General features: G+C 67.2%; 22 protein-coding genes, 1 tRNA gene and 1 pseudogene. 10 read left to right on the forward strand and 14 right to left on the reverse strand.

The window, feature by feature from the left end; genetic code table 11:
• Together A9X03_RS02745 and A9X03_RS02750 are read left to right on the forward strand one after the other, a co-directional pair.
• Window positions 1–759 (forward strand): LpqN/LpqT family lipoprotein (locus A9X03_RS02745; protein ID WP_197696002.1); only part of this gene is annotated, 759 nt, incomplete at its 5' end.
• A gap of 65 nt (window positions 760–824) precedes the next feature.
• Entirely contained in the window at window positions 825–1,166 is a 342-nt protein-coding gene (locus A9X03_RS02750; RefSeq protein ID WP_067756197.1) for a hypothetical protein, read from the forward strand.
• 35 nt (window positions 1,167–1,201) lie between these two features.
• Here A9X03_RS02750 and A9X03_RS02755 read toward each other — a convergent pair whose 3' ends face one another.
• Complete coding sequence (locus A9X03_RS02755; protein ID WP_156670136.1) at window positions 1,202–1,810, reverse strand: YqgE/AlgH family protein; 609 nt, start codon at window positions 1,808–1,810, stop codon at window positions 1,202–1,204.
• 140 nt (window positions 1,811–1,950) lie between these two features.
• Here A9X03_RS02755 and A9X03_RS02760 point away from each other — a divergent pair, with 140 nt between their 5' ends.
• Window positions 1,951–3,270: an MFS transporter gene (locus A9X03_RS02760; protein WP_067756199.1), complete on the forward strand. Its 1,320-nt coding sequence runs from the start codon at window positions 1,951–1,953 to the stop codon at window positions 3,268–3,270.
• Window positions 3,270–4,043, forward strand: a complete 774-nt coding sequence (locus tag A9X03_RS02765) for a TIGR03084 family metal-binding protein (protein WP_067756348.1) — start codon at window positions 3,270–3,272, stop codon at window positions 4,041–4,043. Before A9X03_RS02760 ends, A9X03_RS02765 begins: the two co-directional genes overlap by 1 nt.
• A gap of 118 nt (window positions 4,044–4,161) precedes the next feature.
• Here the strand turns inward: A9X03_RS02765 and A9X03_RS02770 are convergent, their stop codons facing one another.
• The 3 genes and pseudogenes from A9X03_RS02770 to A9X03_RS30745 form a co-directional block, all read right to left on the reverse strand.
• Entirely contained in the window at window positions 4,162–4,482 is a 321-nt protein-coding gene (locus tag A9X03_RS02770; protein WP_369807431.1) for a DUF2710 family protein, read from the reverse strand.
• Window positions 4,483–4,552: 70 nt separating this feature from the next.
• Entirely contained in the window at window positions 4,553–5,995 is a 1,443-nt protein-coding gene (locus A9X03_RS02775; RefSeq protein ID WP_197696004.1) for a DUF5631 domain-containing protein, read from the reverse strand.
• A gap of 54 nt (window positions 5,996–6,049) precedes the next feature.
• A pseudogene (locus A9X03_RS30745) lies at window positions 6,050–6,508 on the reverse strand (hypothetical protein); the annotation flags it as partial.
• An 82-nt stretch (window positions 6,509–6,590) separates the two neighbouring features.
• On the opposite strand from A9X03_RS30745, the gene A9X03_RS29640 reads away from it, so the two are divergent.
• Complete coding sequence (locus tag A9X03_RS29640) at window positions 6,591–6,734, forward strand: hypothetical protein (protein WP_167374087.1); 144 nt, start codon at window positions 6,591–6,593, stop codon at window positions 6,732–6,734.
• 14 nt (window positions 6,735–6,748) lie between these two features.
• On the opposite strand, the gene A9X03_RS02780 is transcribed toward A9X03_RS29640, so the two are convergent.
• The 6 genes from A9X03_RS02780 to A9X03_RS02805 all read right to left on the reverse strand — a co-directional run bounded on the left by A9X03_RS02780 (window position 6,749) and on the right by A9X03_RS02805 (window position 10,899).
• Entirely contained in the window at window positions 6,749–7,060 is a 312-nt protein-coding gene (locus A9X03_RS02780) for a DUF2694 family protein (RefSeq protein WP_067279683.1), read from the reverse strand.
• Complete coding sequence (locus A9X03_RS02785; protein ID WP_067756202.1) at window positions 7,057–7,374, reverse strand: ESX-1 secretion-associated protein; 318 nt, start codon at window positions 7,372–7,374, stop codon at window positions 7,057–7,059. The genes A9X03_RS02780 and A9X03_RS02785 overlap by 4 nt, the downstream gene beginning before the upstream one ends.
• Before the next feature lie 51 nt (window positions 7,375–7,425).
• The gene (locus A9X03_RS02790) at window positions 7,426–8,793 is read right to left on the reverse strand and encodes a DUF4226 domain-containing protein (RefSeq protein ID WP_067756205.1); all 1,368 of its coding nucleotides are present in this window, start codon (window positions 8,791–8,793) and stop codon (window positions 7,426–7,428) included.
• A 144-nt stretch (window positions 8,794–8,937) separates the two neighbouring features.
• On the reverse strand, window positions 8,938–9,300 hold the full coding sequence (locus tag A9X03_RS02795) for a DUF4226 domain-containing protein (RefSeq protein ID WP_067756208.1): 363 nt from the start codon (window positions 9,298–9,300) through the stop codon (window positions 8,938–8,940).
• A 16-nt stretch (window positions 9,301–9,316) separates the two neighbouring features.
• Window positions 9,317–10,132, reverse strand: a complete 816-nt coding sequence (locus A9X03_RS02800) for a C40 family peptidase (RefSeq protein ID WP_068259583.1) — start codon at window positions 10,130–10,132, stop codon at window positions 9,317–9,319.
• Window positions 10,129–10,899 carry a helix-turn-helix domain-containing protein gene (locus tag A9X03_RS02805; RefSeq protein WP_067756216.1) on the reverse strand — a complete coding sequence of 257 codons (771 nt, stop codon included), beginning with the start codon at window positions 10,897–10,899 and terminating at the stop codon, window positions 10,129–10,131. Before A9X03_RS02805 ends, A9X03_RS02800 begins: the two co-directional genes overlap by 4 nt.
• A 144-nt stretch (window positions 10,900–11,043) precedes the next feature.
• Here A9X03_RS02805 and A9X03_RS02810 point away from each other — a divergent pair, with 144 nt between their 5' ends.
• The 4 genes from A9X03_RS02810 to A9X03_RS02825 all read left to right on the forward strand — a co-directional run bounded on the left by A9X03_RS02810 (window position 11,044) and on the right by A9X03_RS02825 (window position 14,260).
• Entirely contained in the window at window positions 11,044–11,460 is a 417-nt protein-coding gene (locus A9X03_RS02810; protein WP_067756218.1) for a WhiB family transcriptional regulator, read from the forward strand.
• A gap of 90 nt (window positions 11,461–11,550) precedes the next feature.
• Window positions 11,551–12,933, forward strand: coding sequence for an acyl-CoA dehydrogenase family protein (locus A9X03_RS02815; protein WP_068259585.1), 1,383 nt, complete (start codon window positions 11,551–11,553; stop codon window positions 12,931–12,933).
• A 27-nt stretch (window positions 12,934–12,960) separates the two neighbouring features.
• On the forward strand, window positions 12,961–13,944 hold the full coding sequence (locus A9X03_RS02820; protein WP_068259588.1) for a pirin family protein: 984 nt from the start codon (window positions 12,961–12,963) through the stop codon (window positions 13,942–13,944).
• Complete coding sequence (locus A9X03_RS02825; RefSeq protein WP_068259591.1) at window positions 13,931–14,260, forward strand: GNAT family N-acetyltransferase; 330 nt, start codon at window positions 13,931–13,933, stop codon at window positions 14,258–14,260. Before A9X03_RS02820 ends, A9X03_RS02825 begins: the two co-directional genes overlap by 14 nt.
• Before the next feature lie 49 nt (window positions 14,261–14,309).
• On the opposite strand, the gene A9X03_RS28995 is transcribed toward A9X03_RS02825, so the two are convergent.
• From A9X03_RS28995 to A9X03_RS02835, 4 genes are all read right to left on the reverse strand, one after another.
• Entirely contained in the window at window positions 14,310–14,831 is a 522-nt protein-coding gene (locus A9X03_RS28995) for a hypothetical protein (protein ID WP_156746452.1), read from the reverse strand.
• An 18-nt stretch (window positions 14,832–14,849) separates the two neighbouring features.
• Entirely contained in the window at window positions 14,850–15,272 is a 423-nt protein-coding gene (locus A9X03_RS28125; protein WP_082974411.1) for a hypothetical protein, read from the reverse strand.
• A gap of 1 nt (window position 15,273) precedes the next feature.
• Window positions 15,274–17,157 carry a hypothetical protein gene (locus A9X03_RS02830; RefSeq protein ID WP_068259595.1) on the reverse strand — a complete coding sequence of 628 codons (1,884 nt, stop codon included), beginning with the start codon at window positions 17,155–17,157 and terminating at the stop codon, window positions 15,274–15,276.
• Between the two features lie 211 nt (window positions 17,158–17,368).
• Window positions 17,369–17,451 (reverse strand) — tRNA-Leu (locus A9X03_RS02835).
• Window positions 17,452–17,693: 242 nt separating this feature from the next.
• Between A9X03_RS02835 and A9X03_RS02840 the strand changes: the two genes are divergently transcribed.
• Window positions 17,694–19,361: a DUF3662 and FHA domain-containing protein gene (locus A9X03_RS02840; RefSeq protein ID WP_067779081.1), complete on the forward strand. Its 1,668-nt coding sequence runs from the start codon at window positions 17,694–17,696 to the stop codon at window positions 19,359–19,361.
• Window positions 19,362–19,366 lie beyond the last annotated feature (5 nt).

Genomic DNA, 19,366 nt, shown 5'->3' on the forward strand with positions numbered 1-19,366 from the left:
CCGGTGCCGGCCCGCTGGACCCAGGTGCCCGACCCCAACGTGCCCGACGCGTTCGCGGTGATCGCCGACCGGCAAGGCAGCAGCATCTACACCTCGAATGCACAGGTGGTGGTGTACAAGCTGGTCGGCAACTTCGACCCCCGCGAGGCGATCAGCCACGGCTACGTCGACAGCCAGAAACTCCTGGCCTGGCAACCGACCAACGCCTCGATGGCCGATTTCGGCGGCTTCCCGTCGTCGATCGTCGAAGGCACGTACCGCGACGGCGACATGCTGCTGAACACCTCCCGGCGCCATGTCATCGCCACCTCCGGGAACGACAAGTACCTGGTGTCGCTCGCCGTGACCACCGACCGTGCGGTGGCCGTCGCCGACGCGCCCGCCACCGACGCCATCGTCAACGGCTTCCGGGTGACCGTTCCCGGCGCTCCCGTTCCCGCGCCGGTCCAGACCCCGGCAGCCTCGCCGGTCGGGCTGGCCCCGGCCCCGGTCCCGGCCGCGCAGGTGCCCCCGGTCGCGCAGGTACCGGCTACCGCTCCGGTGGCGCAGGTTCCGGCGACCGCTCCGGTGGCGCAGGTTCCGGCGACCCCGCCGCTCGGGCAGGCGCCCGCCGCGGCTCCGCTGCGGCAGACATCGGCGACGGCTCCGACGGGCCTGCCGGTACAGGGACCCGTGCCCAGCCGCCAGCCCATGCCGAACCTGTTGACGCTGGTCCCCGGCCTGCCCCCACTGCCGAACTTCTCGTTTCTGCAGCACTAGGGCGGTCCCGCGGCACCGCTGGAGCCCGCTGAGCGAACCGGCGGCCGGGCTCGTATTGTGAGGCCATGCTGATTGCGGGGGTGCTGTGCTTATGCGCGGCGGTGGCTTCGGCCGGGTTCGGAACGTGGTCGCTCGCGCGCGGCCAACATGTCGATCCCACCGCGTTGGCGTTGCGATCGGTGGCCCCCGCGCAACTGGCGGCGGCGATCATGCTGGCCGCCGGCGGGGTGGTGGCGCTGGCGGCCCCGCCGCACACCGCGCTGGTGGTGGTGATCGTCTGCGTAGCCGGCGCCTTCGGAACGCTGGCCGCCGGGTCGTGGCAAAGCGCGCGCTTCGCGCTCCAGCAGGAAGCGGCGGCGCCGACGTGCACCGGTACCTGCTCCGGCTGCACGCAGTCCTGCCACTGAGCTAGCGCGGACCCCCCGGGCGTGGGGGAGTGGCGTTAGTTGCGGCTGAGGTCGATCGGATGGGTCGCCAGCAATGACAGCGGCAGCGGCTGGCGACGCAGCACCTGCCCCCACAGATCGGACCTCGCCCCAACGAGAACGTCAGATGGCAACGCCGACAAGACAATCCAGTCGTCGCGTTCAATCTCGCCTTCCAGCTGACCGATGGTCCAGCCGGAGTAGCCGGCGAAGATTCGCACCCCCTCCACCACGGGCGCAATCGTGTCGGGGTCGGCGTCGAGATCGACCATCACCACCCGGCCGGCCACGTGCCGCAGGCCGGCCACACCCTGGGGGTCGGCACCGACCCGCAGCGTCGCCAGGCAGAGGGCCGCGTCGCGCTTCACCGGGCCGCCGATGAACATCGTTTTCGGCTTGGCGGCCAATTTGGTCCACTGCGGCAGCACGTTGTACACCGCCGTTTCGCTGGCGCGGTTGAGCACTACTCCCAGGGTGCCGCCGTCGTTGTGCTCGACGATGTAGATGACGCTGCGCCGGAACGTCGGCTCGAAAAGATCGGTGTTGGCAAGCAACAAGGTCCCCGCCCGCACCCGCTGCGCGGCCGGCGCGACATAGTCCTCTGGATCCTCGGGCGGCGGCACCACACCATCATCGCATCCAGCACTTGCCGCCCGGGGGAATCAAGCGCGGGACGCAAATATTTGTACTGTTGGTAAGTCAGCTCGGGCCGTGACGAGCTTGCTAGACCCTAATCGTGGAAGTCGGTTTTGTGATCCAATCCCGGATGCACTCAAGCGCACCCGCCGAAATCTGGCGGTCGGTGCGCGGTTTGCCGGACTTCTGGCGGTTGCTGCAAGTGCGCATGGCGAGTCAATTCGGCGATGGGCTGTTTCAGGCGGGTCTGGCCGGCGCGTTGTTGTTCAATCCCGACCGAGCCGCCGATCCCATGGCGATCGCGCGGGCGTTCACGGTGCTGTTCCTGCCCTACTCGTTGTTGGGTCCGTTCGCCGGCGCGCTGATGGACCGTTGGGACCGGCGGCTGGTGATCGTCGGCGCCAACGCCGGCCGCCTCGTCCTCATCGCCGCGATCGGCACGATCCTGGCGGTCAGAGCAGGCGACCTGCCGCTGCTGTTGGGCGCGTTGTTTGCCAACGGCTTGGCCCGATTCGTCGGCTCCGGGCTGTCGGCTTCCCTGCCGCACGTCGTGCCGCGCGAACAGGTGGTGACGATGAACGCCGTGGCCAACGCGTCGGGGGCGATCGCCGCCTTCATCGGCGCGAACTTCATGCTCGTGCCCCGGTTCGTGTTCGGCGCCGGGGACAAAGGCGCCTCGGCGATCATCTTTCTCACCGGCGTCCCCGTCGCGACCGCCTTGCTCCTGACCTTGCGATTCGGCGCCCGCGTGCTGGGCCCGGACGACACCAAGAGGGCAATCCACGGACCGGTTTTCTACGCAGTGATCACTGGCTGGTTGCACGGCGCGCGCACGGTGGCGCAGCGGCCCACGGTGGCCGCCACCCTGTCCGGATTGGCCGCCCACCGCATGGTGATCGGCATCAATTCGCTGCTGGTCTTGCTGCTGGTCCACCACATGAGAGACCCGCAGGCCGGGGGATTGGGCACCGCGCTGGTGTTTTTCGGTGCCGCCGGCCTCGGGGCGTTCCTGGCCAACGTGCTCACTCCGCCGGCGGTCCGGCGCTGGGGCCGCTACGCGACGGTGAACGGTGCGCTTGCGGCGTCGGCGGGCATCGAGGTGGCGGGAGCGGGATTACTGCTGCCGGTGATGGCGGTGTGCGGGTTCTTTCTCGGTGTGACCGGGCAGGTGGTCAAACTGTGCGCCGACTCTGCGATGCAGATGGACGTCGATGACGCCCTGCGTGGACACGTCTTCGCGGTGCAGGACGCGCTGTTCTGGGTCGCGTTCATCGCCTCCATCACGGTGGCCGCGGCGCTGATTCCCGCCGACGGGCATGCGCCCGCATTCGCCTTGTTCGGCTCGGGGCTCTACCTGGCCGGGCTGGCCATGCACAGTTTCCTGGGCCGGCGCGGCGATCAGGCGAATAATCGTTCCCCGGCGGGGGCGACCGACGAGCGGAGGCAATGATGGCGGGTCCCGAATCGATCGTGGCCGACCTTCGCGCCGAGAGCCACGACCTCGATGCCCTGGTCGCGCCGCTGCCGGCCGACCGCTGGGCCGACCCGACGCCCGCGCCGGGATGGTCGATCGCCCACCAGGTCGGCCACCTGTTGTGGACCGACCGGGTCGCGCTGACCTCGGTCACCGACGAGGCGGGGTTCGCCGACGCGCTCCGGGCCGCGGCCGCCGACCCGACGGGCTTCGTCGACGCGGGCGCCGAGGAATTGGCAGCTCTACCGCCGGCCGAACTGCTCGCCGACTGGCGGGCCACCCGGGGCCGGCTGCATGAGGAGCTCCTGACGGTTCCCGCCGGACGCAAACTTCCCTGGTTCGGGCCGCCGATGAGCGCGGCCTCGATGGCTACCGCTCGGCTGATGGAGACGTGGGCTCACGGACTGGACGTTGCCGATGCGCTGGGGATCAAGCGGGCCGCGACCGATCGGTTGCGGTCGATTGCTCACCTGGGGGTGCGCACCCGCGACTACGCCTTCTCCGTCAACAATCTGCCCGCCCCGGCCGAGCCCTTCCTGGTCGAACTGCGCGGACCCGGTGGGGACACCTGGACCTGGGGGCCGCCTGACGCGACGCAGCGGGTCACCGGTTCGGCGGAAGACTTCTGCTTCTTGGTCACCCAGCGGCGCCCGCTCAGCGCCCTCGACATCACTGCCGACGGGCCCGACGCCCAGCGTTGGCTGGAGATCGCGCAAGCCTTCGCGGGCCCGCCCGGCGCCGGTCGATGAGCGCGGCTACGCGCGAAGAGAGCCGGCGCCCATCCCAACCAAGCGCCGGTCGATGAGCGCGGCTACGCGCGAAGAGAGCCGGCGCCCATCCCAGCCAAGCGCCGGTCGATGAGCGCGGCTAGTGCAGCGGGCCGCCGTAACTCGCCCGGTTCTCGGCCTCGGCCTCTTCGCGCAGCGCCGAGATAGCAAGGTTCAGCCGGTCCGCCAGCTCACCGTGCGCATAGCCCGTCATCACGCCCGGGTGCAGAGTCAGCTTGAGCAGCCGGCCATCAGAGTTGGCCACCGCATAGATATCACCGAGATCGACGCTGTAGGTGACCGCCTCAGCCTGGGCCACGAGGGCTTCCCACTTGTCGGCCGCGGCGCTCAATTCGCGGAGAACTGATTCGACGAGATCCTTGTCGCTGAGATTCGCGCGACCGCCCGAATCCGACACGATCACAGTATGTCGACCCCTCCAACCAGCGTCAATTCAAACTCGCAGGCCACGAAAGCGCGTCGCGTCGGAGCTACGCGCCCGGTACCTGGGCGACGAGTTTCCGATACCAGGAGAGGTGGTAGTTCGCCGAAACCGGGTCTCCACTCGCGAGGCCTTCGGTTGCGGCCATCAGCAAACACTTCAGCAGGAGTGCCGGGTTCACGGCCGGATACTGGACCAGGAGCTGATAGCGCGCCGTATCGAGGTGCACCCGCAGCACGTCGACCTCCTGGTCGATGATGACGGCTTCGGCCGCAGCAGCATCCGCGAGCCTCTGCACAATGCGGGGGAGTCCGTCGAACCGGCGGGTGGTCTCGCTCAGCACTCTGCCCAGGTCCTCGATCGCGGGCAGCTCCCGCGGCTCGACCGACGACTTCGTCGTCGCGAAGTCCGCCGAGCGGCGCAGCGAATCACCGGGAGCGTAGGTCACGACGCGCGCAGCGTCGCCGATCAACGCGGCGACCCTGCCGGTGCGACGCTCGGGCCCCAACAGCCGCACGCCGGCCGGAAGGTTGATGCCCGCCGGTATCCAGCCGTGGGCCAGATCGGTTACCAGAACGGTCGCGCCGTCCGGAAGGTCGCCCACCGCCCAATTCAGCCGCGGCTCTTGGCGGACCACGAACTCAAGCAGTCGATTCAGCCGCTCTGCATCGAAACCCGTTGTAGTGAAACTTTTTTCGCGAGATAGGTGGGTGGGCTCCGGTTCATCCCGCGCAGCGACGGGTTCGTCGACGATAGCGTGATGGCGACCGCTGTCCGTCGGCTCGTCGACGACAGGGTGGGACTCGGTGATCGCCGGGATAACCTGGGTCTCCTCCATCGAAGCCGCCGGTGCGGCGTCGGCGGGCTCCGCCTCCTCAGCCGGCAGCGCCTCCGGGCCCGGCGCCGCCTCCTCGTCGACATGGTGGCGGCCGTTGGAAACCGGCTCCCACTCGGCCGCCGGGGTCGCGACCGGCGGCTCGACGACCGGACCGACCTCGGTCAACGCGGGAATGACCTGCGTCTCCTCCGTCGAGGCGAACGCTGATTCGTCCTCATCGAACGCTGATTCGTCCTTCTCGAAATGGGGGCGAACCGGCTCATCGAGCAAGGGTGGGCGCTCCCAGTCCGCCGCAGGCACGCTCTCGACCGGCTGGTCAGCGACCTGCTCGACTTCGGTGATCGCGGGAATGATCTGCGTCTCCTCGATCGCGGTCACCGCGGCGTCGGTGTCCGCCGCCGAATCCGGGTCATCCCGCTCCGGCGCCGGCTCCTGCACCTCCACCTGGCGATGACCGTCGGCGACGGGCTCCCGGCCGGGCTCTGCGCGATCGGCCGGCGCTTCGACGATGTGCTTCACGTCAGTCACGCTCGGAATGACCTGCGTTTCGTCCATATCCGGCGTTTTCGGGGTGGTGGCAACCTCCGCAGCGACCTCTTGTGCAGTGGTTTCCGGTTGCGGCCCCGGCTCGACCGCACCGGGGTCCGGCACCATGGGAGCCGGCTTGTCGACCCGCCAGCGCGGCCTACTCGTCGTCCTGGTGGGCGCTTCGGAAGGTCTGGCGCCGCTGACCGCGGGAAGGATTCGGGTCTGCGTCATGTCCGGTGGCGACGGTTCGGCGAGCTGCCTGCGGGGATATCCGGCGCTCACTCCGCTCTTCGCCGCGTGCAGCTGGCGCATCGTCGACTCGACTCGCCGCACGGCGCGGCCGCGCGCTTCATCGATCACGCGGGCTTCTTCCGCCTGGCGGGACAGGTCGGCCAAGCCCGCGCGCTTGATCATCTTCAGCTGCTCGTTCGCGCTTTCGGCGATCCGCTGCAGGTCGGCTTTGAGATACTCTGCGAGCGTGGCGTTTTCGGCCGTCACCGTCGACAGTTCGGCAGGCCAAAGTCCACCGATCACCCATGGGGTGCAATCGATGGGAGAGCTGAAAGCCGGCATCGCCAGTGATTCCCGGGTAGCTCTCCGGAGGCGCTGGCGCGCCGTCATCCGACCGAAGATCGCCACCGGTTAAGGGTACCGGTATTTGATGGATCGCTTATTCGGTGAGTGAATTGTGCAGGTGTGAGGGCCTGGGTAGCGTGGGGACATGGCTGAATCTGCGCTGCAGCAGCAACTCGATGAAGTGCGTGCCTTGCTTGCCCGTGCGCGAGAGTTGTTCGGCCCCAACCCTGTAGAGCCGCCCACCGATATCGCTCCAGATCCCGAGGCGGCCAAGACATGGCTGTTGTAAGCCCTGCGAACCGGCTAGATGGCCCTGTTGCGGCGACGCAGTTTGTGTGCCAGTAGCTTCTCGATCGCCGCGTCGAGGTCTCGCGGGGTCGGAACCTCGGCCGAGGGCGTGTGTCCGGCCGCCACGATCTCGTCGCGGATTTCCAGCAATGCCTTGAGGCAAGAGACGTCGGCGGTCAGCAGAATGCCTCGTGCCAGCGTCTCGGCGTCGGTCTCCATCGCCTCTTCGCTCAGCGCAACGCTGTGCATATAGCCGCCGCGACAAGAGCGGACGAGGATGTGCCCACTCGGATGAACGGTGTCAAAAGCGGGATTCGCGTCCGTCATCGACCGCGGTCAGCGATGCCGCCGAGGTTGCGAGCCGCATCCTGCTCGTGCTGTTCCCAGATCGCCGCCGAGGCCGTCAGTTTGTCCGCCAGGTCGGCGTGGTCCGCGGCCTGTTGCTCGTAGCACTGGCGCCTGAGCTCGAGCAGTTCCCGTCCGGCGTCGCGAAGTTCACCGAAGATCGGCCCGAGCGAATCCAGGCTTTCCTGGATCGCCTCGTGCGACGAAGGAACCGTCCGCAGGTAATCGGAGGTTTCCTGGTGGCGCGCGGCGGCTTGACGCAAGTGCGCGGGTACCACATGGATCGAATCTGCCATCCGCTGTCTCCTGTTCCCGGCCGCCGGCGAAAACCGGCGAGATCACTATTGTCAGGTGGTCGACGAAGCCGCCGGCCGCGTGGGTGTGGGTGTATCGGGTCTCGTCGGCGGGGTCACGGCTGCGGCCGGCGCCGGCGGATGCTCCCAGCCTAGAAAGCTTGGCCCGGTCACGGTGGCGATGTCTTGAATTTGGCCGTCGAGAAGGGCCTTACCTGGACCGAGGGCAAGAGCATGCCGGTCGATGAAGATCCCGATATCCGCCGGGCTCACCCGCGTCGGCTCGATCGGGTTGGTGACCGCGGAGCCCGGGGGCGGAATCGTTATTCCCTGCTGTTGGAACGCATCTGGTATCGCCACTCCGCCGACCGCGGCTTTGATCGCCGCTGCCAATTGGGGGCTCGCGGCCGTCACCGACTCGCCGTCGGGCAGGGTCACCGTGGTGGGACCGGCCGCCGCCGGTTCATTCTCGGCCGCGGCCGCCTCCCGACCACCGTCGTCGTGCTGGTCGCCCGGTTCGTCTGATCCGGACTCGGTCTTCGGATCCGGCCGCTCGGAGGGGTCCACCGGGCCTTCGTCGTCGAGGCCTCGCAGCATCGGGTCCGTTCTCTCCTCACCGCCCAGCGCGGGAAGTGGCAGTCCGGTCGGTGTCGCGCCGAAGCTCGGCAGGCCTGGAGCGACGCTGGGCATCGGCGGCGGCACGGGAGCGATGGGCGCCGTCGGGGCGGTCCCGGCCTCCGGGGTACCCGTGCCCGATAGGTCATCGGTCGCCAGTCCCGGGTCGTCGGCCAGCATCGAGTCCAGCAGCGGATCCCAGTCCGAGTCCCCTGTCGACGCTGCGGTTTCCGCATCGGTGCCAACCGCGCGGTCCGACGCACGCTCGTCGGGACTCTTGGATGCGTCGTACAGCGACGTCCATGCGGCCATCAGTGCCGACTTCGACGTGTCGTCGAGGCGAGCGTTGAGGACCACCGAGCGAATGTCGCGGAGCTTGCCGATCAGGAAGCGCTGGAAGTCGCGTGCGCCTGCCGGGGTGTCGAGGTCCGATCGCATTCGGACCGCGGCTTCCGTGTCTTGCTGCAACCTCGTCAGCGCCTCGCTGCCATCGACGGCATTGAGATGGGCGTTCAGGATAGCCGTGATCACTTGCATGTCCAGCTGAGAGCTGGCCGAATTCTGGTGGGCGAGGGCTGCTTCGGCGTGCGCGATGGCTTCGGCCGCCTCACCCCTCTCTCGATCCGGCGGACCCGCGAGTTGTTGGCGGATCTTCCCCGCGATCGCCTGGAGTTGTTCGGGACGTGTCGTCGGGGTGATCACGGCGGCCAGCTCACCGGGCGACAGGCCCGCCTGCCACGCGTTCGGGTCACCGGTGCGGTCTCGGACATCTTTCACCGCCGCGAGAAGCTCCTCATGCGCCGACATCAGCTACGCGACCACGGTTGCAGTCACGCGAAATGCGTGCGGGATGCGTTGCGACCTCTCCATGCCCGACGACCGTACCCAGGCGTTCGGACGTCGACAATTCACCGTGCCGTGCGGTTGTGGACGACACTGCGACCGTGCCTGCTAGCCGCCGCCGGCGCTGTACTGGTCCCGAAGCGCTTCCAGCACAGCCTTTTTCGCTCGACTGAGTTCGCGCGCGTCCTCGACGACGGAGGTGATCTCGCGGTGTTTGGCCAGCAAAAAGCGCTGAAACTCGCGCGCGCCCATCGGGGTATCGACGGCGAGGCTCGCCTGGTGCGCGGTGGCGTGGTCGAGCTGCTCGGCGATGGCATCCAGTCGACGGGCGCCTTCGCGCATCGCGGCGTGCGCACTAGAGAGCACTTCTCCCAGCACGCGGTCGGCGTCGGCTACCGTGCCGTGCTGGCCGGCGAGCGCCGACTGGCGCGCCTGTATCGCGGCGACCGAAGGTCCGCTTTGTTCCGTCATCGGCTCACCCTGTTCGTCATAGCGGTCGGCGAATAGCGACGTGGGGGCCCAGCGGGCTGATCCGCACCGAGGCACCCGCGTAGGGCGCCTCAATTACCAGATCGTTTCCGATGGCCAGCTGGACGTGTCCGGCGTGCGGGAAGACGAGATCACCGGGCCGGACCTGTGAGCGGGGCACCGGCATCCCGTCGTTGATCTGCTGATAAGTGGTGCGGTCCAAGTGAATTCCCGCCTGTGCGTAGCTCCATTGGACTAGACCCGAACAATCGAACTGGTCGGGCCCCGTCGCACCCCACACGTACGGGCAACCCAGACGCGACAGGGCAGCGCGCACCGCGGTCGCCGCCCGCGCGGTCAAGCCCAATCCCGCGGCGCGCCGGCGCCATAGTTGGTAGCGCAGCGCACGTAATTCGGCGAGGCGCCGACGAGCCCGCAGCCGGGCCGACACGACATGGGCGTGCTGCGCCCGTAGTCGTGCCGCGCGGCGGCGCATCGCTTCGCGCTGGGCCATCGGGGTCGCCGAAATGACGGCGGGTTCGGCGCGGGCTTCATCGACGACGTTTCGGGTCAGCTCGCGGGCCTGGGCCCGGTCCCGGTCGGCGCCGGCGATGACACCCGCCATCGCGGCGTCCGTGGCCGCGGCGGCGCCGAGCCGTTGCCGGCTGTGTTCCGCGGCGAACAGGTAGCCGCGAGCCAATCCGTCGTTCGCCCCGGCAGCCCCGAGCAGCACCTTGCGGTAGTGCGCGGCGCCCGCGTCGAGCGGCGGCTGCCGTGTGCCGCCGGCGAACAGGTCATGGGCGCGGCTCAACAGCGCGATTTCGCTTTGATTCACTGCGGCCCCTCGCCCTGTTGGTTTCCCGATTCGACGGCGTCGACGAACGCGCGCACGCGGGGGAGCGCTCCGGGCGGAATAACCCCCCGGTTGCGGATGTCCCACATCTCGTCGAGGCCGACACCGATCAGCGTGGCGACGATGGCCTCGGGCAAGGCCGACTGCGCGCACGCCCGGTCAAACCGGGCACTCAAGCTGGTCGGCATCCGTTTCAGCAGGGCGGTCCGCGTCGCCTCGAGGGCTTGGAGGTGGTCCATCAGCCGGCCCGTGGAGTCCGCGCCGGCGTTCACCGCGACCCGCCAGGAACCGGCGGCCAGCATCTCTGCCTTCACGCACTGAGCGATCACAGACAGAATATACGTCTCATATTCGTTTGATGTTGTCGCTGGCAACCGATCGATGACCGATTTGAGCGCTTCGAGCTGAGCTTCGGCATACCCTTCCAGCACTTCGGTGTCGCTGTGACGGTCCACGACCACGGGCCCGCTGCGCCTGGCGGGTACGGCGGCAGGCGGCTGCGCGGCCATCAGGCGCGCCAGTTCCGCATCCGGATCGGCCGCCACGAGCAGGCGAGAATAGGTGCCCGGCGGCAAGCCCAGCCCGTTCTCAACCTTCTGAACTGTGCTTTTGTGTGGCTTGCGGGCACCGCGCTCCAGGAAGCTCAGCCCCATGATGCTGACTCCGGTCGCGGCGGCAAGGTCGGCTAGGGACCAGTCGCGCGACTCTCGCAAAGCGCGGATGGCCGCGCCGGCCGATTCACGGCTCACCGCACGCTCCGGCCATAGGCCGGATATTACACAGCCGGTCCCGTATCGCTACGTGTATACGTTTCCGTCACGTTTCTCTTGCGCACCGCACCCGTCTGTGTATACGCTTTTGCCTACGTTTCACGTTCGACCAAGGAGACCGACATGGGACACCCGTGCGCTGCCAACCCGGAACTGTGGTTCGGCTACCCCGACGACGACGGTGGCGACGGCGCGGCGAAGGCCCGCGCGTATGAGCGGTCGGCCGTCGAGGCGCGTCTCCAGTGCCTGCGCCGCTGCCCGTTGGCGCAGCAGCGACGGTGCGCCCAACACGCCATCGCGCACCGCGAGGAGTACGGAGTCTGGGCCGGCGTCAAACTTCCCGGCGGCCAGTACCGCAAGCGCGACCAGTTGGCCCAGGCCCACGACGTCCTGCGGCGCATCGCGTCCGGAGAGATCAACTCCCGCCAGCTGCCGGAGAATGCGGCTCTGCTCGCCAATCATGAGCACGAGGCGGTTGCGGTGACCGCGGTGGTGCTGCACCTGCCCCTCGCAAAGGTGGGGCCTCGCTCGGCGGCCTGACGCTCCGTCGTCCTCAGGGGCCGTTTGCTGGCGTAGCCAACGGGGTAGAGCTTCGGCACGACCGAGTCTGTCGACCCGAAGGCGGGATCCATGACGTTCGACCTGACCCCGACCGCAGCACAGCACGACCTGGCCCGGCGGGCCCACGAGTTCGCCGAAGACGTGATCCGGCCCGTGGCGCTCCACTACGACCAACGGCAAGAGTTCCCGTGGCCGGTCTTGGAGCAGGCGGCCCAGCGCGGCTTCTACAGCCCGCTGTTTTACCGCGATCTGATCGGCGACCCGACCGGCCTGTCGTTGCCGATGTTCATGGAGGAGCTGTTCTGGGGTTGCGCCGGGATCGGGCTGGCAATCGTGATGCCGGCGTTGGCCTTGTCGGCGATCGGCCAGGCAGCGTCACCGGAACAGATGTTGGAGTGGGCACCCGAATGCTTCGGAACCCCAGGCGATCTCAAGTTGGCGGCGCTGGCCATCTCGGAGCCCGAGGGCGGCAGCGACGTGCGGAATCTACGTACCCACGCTCGCCGCGACGGTGACGACTGGATCATCGATGGCCACAAGATGTGGATCGGCAACGGCGGAATCGCCGACGTGCACGTGGTCAACGCCGTCGTCGACGAGGAACTCGGTCATCGCGGGCAGGCGCTGTTCGTCGTGCCCGGTGGAACGCCCGGGCTCAAGCTCGTTCGTAAATTGGACAAGCTGGGCTGTCGCGCGTCCCACACCGCCGAGTTGCTGTTCGAGGGCGTCCGCGTCCCCGGCGCCAATCTGCTTGGCGGAGAAGAGAAGCTGGAGCACAAGCTCGCCAAGGCTCGCGAGGTCGTGGCGGGCGGCAAGCGGTCGGGCTCCGCCACACTGGGCACCTTCGAACAGACCCGCCCGATGGTCGCCGCGCAGGCTATCGGCATCGCGCGCGCTGCGCTGGAGTACGCGACGGCATACGCCACCGAGCGGGAGGCATTCGGCGCGCCGATCATCGACAACCAGGGCATCGCCTTCCCGCTGGCGGAGCTGGCCACCCAGATCGACGCGGCGCGGTTGCTGACCTGGCGAGCGTCGTGGATGGCCGCCAACAACGTGCCCTTCGAACGCGGGGAGGGGTCGATGTCGAAAATGGCCGCCAGCGAGGTGGCTGTCAAGGCCACCGAACGCGCCATTCAGACCATGGGCGGCTGGGGCTACATCACCGATCACCCGGTGGAGAAGTGGTATCGGGATGCGAAGCTATACACCATCTTTGAGGGCACCAGTGAGATCCAGCGTATGGTCATCGCCAATGCGCTGGGAGCCAGCGTCGGCACTCCGCCGCTGCACGTGGTGCTCGAACCGTCCGGCGGACCTTTGAACCGCGTCTTCGGTCGAGGCACTCCGCTGCGCTCCCGCGCCGCCGACACCGCGTTGTCGATGCAGGACCGGGTGCCCGAGCCCGTCATGCGGCTGGCGATGAAGGTGCTCCGACCCCCACGTAAGTAGCGAGTATGGGTACGGTCGGTGTGGACGATGAGCAACCTCGAGCCGGCGCCGATCGAAGTTGCCTGCGCTGCAGCACCGAGCGCGGGCACCGAGGTGCTGCGCCCCCGCGAGGTGCCGTTGGGCGGACCCCGGGCGATGCGCGTACGACGCTCGCTGCCGCAACGGCAGCGCTCGCTGATCGGCGCCTGGTGCTTCATCGACCATTACGGCCCGGCGTCCGCGCGCATGGACGTCCCCCCGCATCCGCACACCGGACTACAAACCGTCAGCTGGTTGTTCAGTGGGGAAGTGGAGCACAACGACAGCGCCGGCGTGCACGCGGCTGTACGTCCCGGCGAGTTGAATCTCATGACCGCCGGCGCCGGTATCTGCCACTCGGAGGTATCGGTTTCGTCGGCGGCGGCCTTGCACGGTGTCCAGCTCTGGGTGGCGCTGCCCGATTCCGATCGGGACACCGACCGGGGCTTCGATCACTATGCCCCCAAACCCGTACCGCTCCGGGGCGGGACGGCTCGCGTGTTCCTCGGGGACCTGGCAGGCAGCCGAAGCCCGGTGCCCACCTTCACTCCCTTGCTGGGAGCCCAGCTCGATCTCGACGCCGGAACTCACCTGGACCTCGACGTCGATCCGGCTTTCGAGCATGGCGTGCTCTGCGATTCGGGTGCGGTCCAAGTGGAGGAAGCCGCTCTGACTGTCGCCGAACTGGCCTACCTCAGACCCGGCCGCTCGTCGTTGCGTCTTCGCAACGAGGGGGAGCGGCCCGCGCGGGTATTACTGCTCGGCGGGACACCGTTCACCGAAGAACTGGTGATGTGGTGGAACTTCGTGGGACGAAGCCACGACGAGATCGTGGCTTACCGCCATCTGTGGGAGGCCGGCGACGAACGCTTTGGCGCCGTCAACGGCTACCGGGGTTCGCTCACCCGACTGCCCGCCCCGCCGCTGCCGACCACCCGGCTGCGGCCTCGACCGATACCGCAACGAAAGGAAGACACCAATGGCCACCGATAAGACCGGGGCAGAGACGACCGTCAGCCTCGAGGAGGGGCGATACACCATTGCCGTGGATGGCAAGCAGGTCGGCCTCGCCGACTTCGCCGACCGCGGCGACCAGCGCGTCTTCTACCACACCGAAATCGACCCGGCGTATGGCGGACGCGGCCTGGCAACCATCCTCGTCGAAGAGGCGCTCAACGAGGCGCGCGGCGAGGGCAAACGCATAGTTCCCGTGTGCTCGATGATCGGCACCGTGCTCAAGAAGCACCCCGAGTACGACGACATCACCGACGCCGTGACGCCGGATATTTTGCGGTGGGTGAATTCTTAGGGCAGATGAACCATGGGCCAAGAACGCCATGGATTGGTGCCGTATCGGACTACTCCACTCCTGTGGTGATGATCCGCTCGATCTCGGCCAGGGATTCCAGCATGAGATGACTGAAAATCTTTGCGTCCGGCTCCGTCAGAAGCGCACGGCCGTCCTCGGAGCGCAATTCGACTCTACCGTTGGTTAGAGCGATCGATTTCACATGCGGGTTGAAACCTCGTGAATACAGCCGCGGCCAAAGACTCGGCTTGCCGATAGGTGTGTAGGCGATGCTCATCCAGTCCCATATCAGGTACTTTTCAGCCAGGTCGAAGGTTGAGAACCTTGCAGTGTCATTACGCCTATGCCCACGGTCGTCGACGGTATCGACTATCCACCAGCGGCCACTCTGACGGAGGTGTAGGGAAAAATCGGCGGTAGCGAATAAGATCGCGCAGTCTGCACAATTGGTCGAAACCGATACCGGATCGCCTCCTAGCCATTTGGCGAACCGGTACCATCGTTCCGTCAGGCGAGAAAAATCCGCCGGGCCACGTTTCGGCGAGTTACGCGCATATTGGAACATCTTCAACTTTCCGATGTCCTTCGCCTACTCTCCGGCGGCGCCGAAATACTTGTTTGCAAGCGATTTTGCGAGGTTGAGAAGTGCTTCACAGGATTGAGCGGCCCTCGCGTCGTCAAAAAGGCCCTCTATTCGGTCCGCGTTATCCCGAATCCACCCCACCATCGCCTCCGGAGATACAGTGTTTGTCTCATCGTAGCCATCCAGGTACTGTCGAATAAGCGATGCGCGGAACCAGTTGTCGGGTTGTGCGGCTAGCTTGGTCGGTGCGAAGGTAAAGCCAATTTGACCTCGATCATTAGAGATATGCCAAATGAGCAGTGGCCCGGTCATGGTCAATGATGCATTGATGGTTGGATTTCCGGATGTCGTTGAATCGGTGATGTGATAACGCGGGTCCAAGTAGAGGAAGCTCAGGTATTGCAGATAGAACTGCAGCAATGTTTTCACTTTACCGGCCTCCTTCAATCGGCGGTAGAAGTACATTTTCGCCCGCCCGCTGATATCCATGTGCCTCGAGATAGCGTACTTCTGCAGCCGTGAAAGTATCGGGGCCAACGCGATAGAACGGGACCGACAACGTGATCTTATCGCCATTTGCGATTGCGACGTCGAGTACATGTTGATTCGCGGCCAGCCGCTGGACGTCGGTGGCTGCATCCCATGCATCCCCGATATCGAAGTAGCTGGCTCCGCGTTGTTCCGCCACCTCGATGTAGGAAGGTCCCCCTGTCGAGGGCTTGAACGGGCCGAGCACGGTTTCACCGCTCCCGGTCAGGTGTTGCTCAGACAGCGCCCGCAACTCCGGCGTCATGTAGTCGAGGGGGTTGTGGAGGGTGAACTCCGGGTGGGCTGGGTCGATCACGACCGGTGGAGGCCCTTCGGGTTCCACCGGCACATGCGGTCCCGCCGGAGGTCCGGCATCGGGCGGAAGCTCACCTCCGCCACCACCCCCCGGGTGCGGCGTGTGCTCCACCACGGGCGCGGGACCGGGGTGGGTGCCCGGCACCGGTTCCCCGCTCACGCCGGAAGTTGGCGAGCCATGCGGGCTCAGGTCCTCTTCGGCACTTGCCGCGCGCTCCTCCGCACCGACCAATGCGCGAGGAAAAACATTTTCGCCGGTCACGCCCTCAATCGCTTCGCGAGTGAAAAGCGTCTTCAGCCCCTGCCAGGCCACCTGACCGCCCGCCTTCAGCACAGCGCCGCCGCCGACCGCGGTGGTGATCGCGCTCCACAACGGCTCAGGGGTGGCTACCACCTTCCCGGGATCCAGCGTGCGCATGCCGGTCAACTTGCCACCGCTGAAGGCGTAGGACGTGCCCATGGCCTGATCGAAGAACTCACCCGTGCCGTCCTTGAGTTGCCCGTAGACCTGCACCGGCTGTCCATCCACGGTGTGGGTGAACATGAAATGACCGTCGGGAGCGATCGTGATCGACGCGGGGTCGACGTCCCTGTAGTCGGGGATCTTGCCCAGGTCGTCGAGCGCGTGAGCGAGGTCCTCCCTGAGCTTGGGCAGCCTCCCGCTCGCGGCCTCGCCCTCGGGCGACCCCGGGCCGTGCGTATAGAGGTCGGCCATCGCCTTGTTCAGGGCATCCTGCGCGGCACGCACCTTGCCCATTTGATCCACCACCGCCTGGTCGGTGCTCCGGCGCAGGTCGGCCAGCGCCTGCAGCTGGGCCTCAGTTGGCTTCGGTGAGCCGTCGGCGTCGAGATCGTGAAGGCGAGCCGGATCATAGCCCTCGATTCGTAGGTTGGTCAGTGAGTTCCGCAAGCCATCGGAGTAGCCATTCCGTATCGAATTGAGCTGTGCCAGTGCGGCTTTGGTGTCATCGATGGCATCCCTCTCGCAATTGCGGATGAGGGCATCGAGGGTGTGCCGGTCCTCCGCGCTCAGGTTGCCGGATCGTTCCATTGCGACGGCCTGCCCGATCAAGTCGTCGAGTGTTTGCAACTGGTTCTCGAGGGTCGCGATCTGTCCCGCCGCGGCCTTCTGCGCCTCGGCTAAGGAGGCCGCGATACTTTCCAGGTCGACGCCGATCTTGGGCAGCTGAAGCGACTGGGCACCAAGCGACTGCGTCACCCGTTGCACATCGGCGGAGTCGGTGATCGGATTGCCGCCGCCGCCCTGGCGATTCCATGCGGCGTCGAAGCGGTTGCGCGCTTGCTCGAAGGCGTGCTGGGCCTCGTCGGTGCATCGGCCCGCTCGGTGGAAGGCCTCGGCGAGCGAGGAGATCTCCCCGGGCCTGCCGGCTTGCAAGCTTCGGTTGATTGCCCACGGATCACCGCCGGCCTCGGCGATCAGCGCCGCAATGCTTATGTAGCGCAGCTGCATCGCATCACCCGTAGCTGCGCAGCGCCACACGCCGCGACGACCATTGCCACCCCTCCTGAGCTGGCAATTACGCTACTAACGCGATAGCAGACGTCAATTCACTGCCGCGGCCAAGCGCGCAGGGCTCGGCACAACATGGCGGAAAACACGAAGGCCACGAACTCCTCGAGTCCGTGACCTCAGCGCATCGGTTCGGAGAACCGCTCAAATGTGGGCGAAGGGGGACTTGAACCCCCACGTCCCGAAGGACACTGGCACCTGAAGCCAGCGCGTCTGCCATTCCGCCACTCGCCCGGAAAAACAACCGATGGACCATACCACTCTAATGGCCGCGTCCCCCAACCCGCCTGGTCGGGCCCGGACGCCGTGGGGCGCTGGGAGACAACGCGTCTGAGCAGGGCCGACCAAGTTCTCAGAGTTTCGACGGTGCCGCGCCGTCGCGCTGTCCCGATAACATGCTGGGGTGAGGGACACGCGCCGAATCGTTTGCCGCGCGCCAGCGGCATGCTGCGGCAAGTGCATGCGAACGGCGGAGCATGAGTAGCCAACGAGGGTTGGCCGCGCGGATCGAGCGCAAGCTCGAGGCCACCGTCGACAACGCGTTCGCCCGCGTCTTCGGCGGATCGATCGTTCCGCAGGAAGTCGAGGCGCTCCTGCGCCGCGAAGCCCGCGACGGCGTCCAGAAACTCCACGGCAATCGGCTTTTGGCCCCCAACGAATACATCATTACCCTCGGTAGGCACGACTTCGAGAAGGTGGGCGCCGACCCTGATCTCACGTCGGGTGCTTTCGGTAGGTACTTGGTCGACTACATCCATGAACAGGGGTGGGAAACGTATGGTGATGTGGTCGTCCGGTTCGAGCGGTCGTCGGATTTGCGTACCGGGCAGTACCGCGCCCGCGGTGCTGTCAATCCCGATGTGCAGCCCCGCCCGACGGTCCACGATCCCGTCCCGCCACAATCAAATAGTGCGTTCGGCGCAGAACGAGGAGTAGCACCAATGACTGACGATTCGAGCTACCGCCCTCCGGGGCCGGGGCGGCCTGGCGACGAGTACTACGACGAGCGCTACGCGCGCCCGCAGGACGACGCGCGCGCCGGTGACCAGCCACAGGGCGGCCCTGACCCGCGCGCGGGGTACCCGCCCGAGCAGGGCGGCTACCCGCCGCAGCAGGGCTACCCGCCGCCACGCCACCCCGAGCAGGGCGGCTATCCGGAGCAGGGCGGCTACCAAGGTCAGGGCGGCTACCCCGATCAGCGCGGCTACCAAGGCCCCGGCGGCGGCTATCCCGACCAGCGCGGCTACCAAGATCAAGGGGGCTACCCCGACCAGCGCGGCTACCAAGGCCCCGGCGGCGGCTATCCCGACCAAGCTCAGGGCGGCCCCCCGCCGCAGTATGAGCAGCGTCCTCCCGCGCCCACGGGATACGGCGGCCAAGGCTACGACCAGGGCTACCGTCAGGGCGGCGGCTACGCCCCGCCGCCCGGGGGAGGCCAGCAGGGTTATGGCGGCTACGGCGATTACGGCCGCGGGCCGGCCCGCCAAGACGAGGGCTACGCTCCGCCCGAGCAGCGGCAGGCCTATCCGGAGCAGGGCGCCGGCTATGAGCAAGGCGGCGGCTACGAGCAAGGCGGCGGCTACGAGCAGGGCTACCAACAGGGCGGCGGCTACGGCCGGCAGGAGTACGGGGCCGGCGACTACACGCAGTATGCCGAGAACGTGCCGGCCGGGGGATACCCCGGTCAGGCCGGCGGATACCCCGAGACCGCCCACCGCGACTACGAGTACGGCCAGCAAGCCGATTACGCCCAGCCGAGCGAGTACGGCCAGCCCGCCGACTACGGGCAGCCGGCGGACTACGGCCAGCAGGCCGGCGGCTACGGCGCTTACGGCGCCGGCGGTTACGGCGCGGCCGGAACGACGGTCACCCTGCAGCTCGACGACGGCAGCGGCCGCACCTACCAGCTGCGTGAGGGTTCCAACATCGTGGGCCGTGGACAAGACGCGCAGTTCCGGTTGCCCGACACCGGCGTCTCCCGGCGTCACCTCGAGATCCGCTGGGACGGGCAGGTGGCGCTCCTGTCGGACTTGAACTCCACCAACGGCACCACCGTCAACAACGCGCCGGTTCAGGAATGGCAGTTGGCGGACGGCGACGTGATCCGCCTGGGTCATTCGGAGATCATCGTCCGGATCCACTAAACCCG

The sequence above is a fragment of the Mycobacterium sp. E1715 genome, from assembly GCF_001667625.1.
Lineage (GTDB): Bacteria > Actinomycetota > Actinomycetes > Mycobacteriales > Mycobacteriaceae > Mycobacterium.

Bases quoted from the DNA above. Each gene is read 5' to 3' on its own strand.
- A9X03_RS02810 (WP_067756218.1), top strand. From the start codon at position 11,044: ATGGGACACCCGTGCGCTGCCAACCCGGAACTGTGGTTCGGCTACCCC.
- A9X03_RS02840 (WP_067779081.1), top strand. From the start codon at position 17,694: ATGAGTAGCCAACGAGGGTTGGCCGCGCGGATCGAGCGCAAGCTCGAG.
- A9X03_RS02825 (WP_068259591.1), top strand. From the start codon at position 13,931: ATGGCCACCGATAAGACCGGGGCAGAGACGACCGTCAGCCTCGAGGAG.
- A9X03_RS02790 (WP_067756205.1), bottom strand. From the start codon at position 8,793: ATGTCGGCGCATGAGGAGCTTCTCGCGGCGGTGAAAGATGTCCGAGAC.
- A9X03_RS02760 (WP_067756199.1), top strand. From the start codon at position 1,951: ATGCACTCAAGCGCACCCGCCGAAATCTGGCGGTCGGTGCGCGGTTTG.
- A9X03_RS02815 (WP_068259585.1), top strand. From the start codon at position 11,551: ATGACGTTCGACCTGACCCCGACCGCAGCACAGCACGACCTGGCCCGG.
- A9X03_RS02750 (WP_067756197.1), top strand. From the start codon at position 825: ATGCTGATTGCGGGGGTGCTGTGCTTATGCGCGGCGGTGGCTTCGGCC.
- A9X03_RS02765 (WP_067756348.1), top strand. From the start codon at position 3,270: ATGGCGGGTCCCGAATCGATCGTGGCCGACCTTCGCGCCGAGAGCCAC.
- A9X03_RS02830 (WP_068259595.1), bottom strand. From the start codon at position 17,157: ATGCAGCTGCGCTACATAAGCATTGCGGCGCTGATCGCCGAGGCCGGC.
- A9X03_RS29640 (WP_167374087.1), top strand. From the start codon at position 6,591: ATGGCTGAATCTGCGCTGCAGCAGCAACTCGATGAAGTGCGTGCCTTG.
- A9X03_RS02785 (WP_067756202.1), bottom strand. From the start codon at position 7,374: ATGGCAGATTCGATCCATGTGGTACCCGCGCACTTGCGTCAAGCCGCC.
- A9X03_RS02795 (WP_067756208.1), bottom strand. From the start codon at position 9,300: ATGACGGAACAAAGCGGACCTTCGGTCGCCGCGATACAGGCGCGCCAG.
- A9X03_RS02780 (WP_067279683.1), bottom strand. From the start codon at position 7,060: ATGACGGACGCGAATCCCGCTTTTGACACCGTTCATCCGAGTGGGCAC.
- A9X03_RS02775 (WP_197696004.1), bottom strand. From the start codon at position 5,995: ATGGTGCCGGACCCCGGTGCGGTCGAGCCGGGGCCGCAACCGGAAACC.
- A9X03_RS02820 (WP_068259588.1), top strand. From the start codon at position 12,961: ATGAGCAACCTCGAGCCGGCGCCGATCGAAGTTGCCTGCGCTGCAGCA.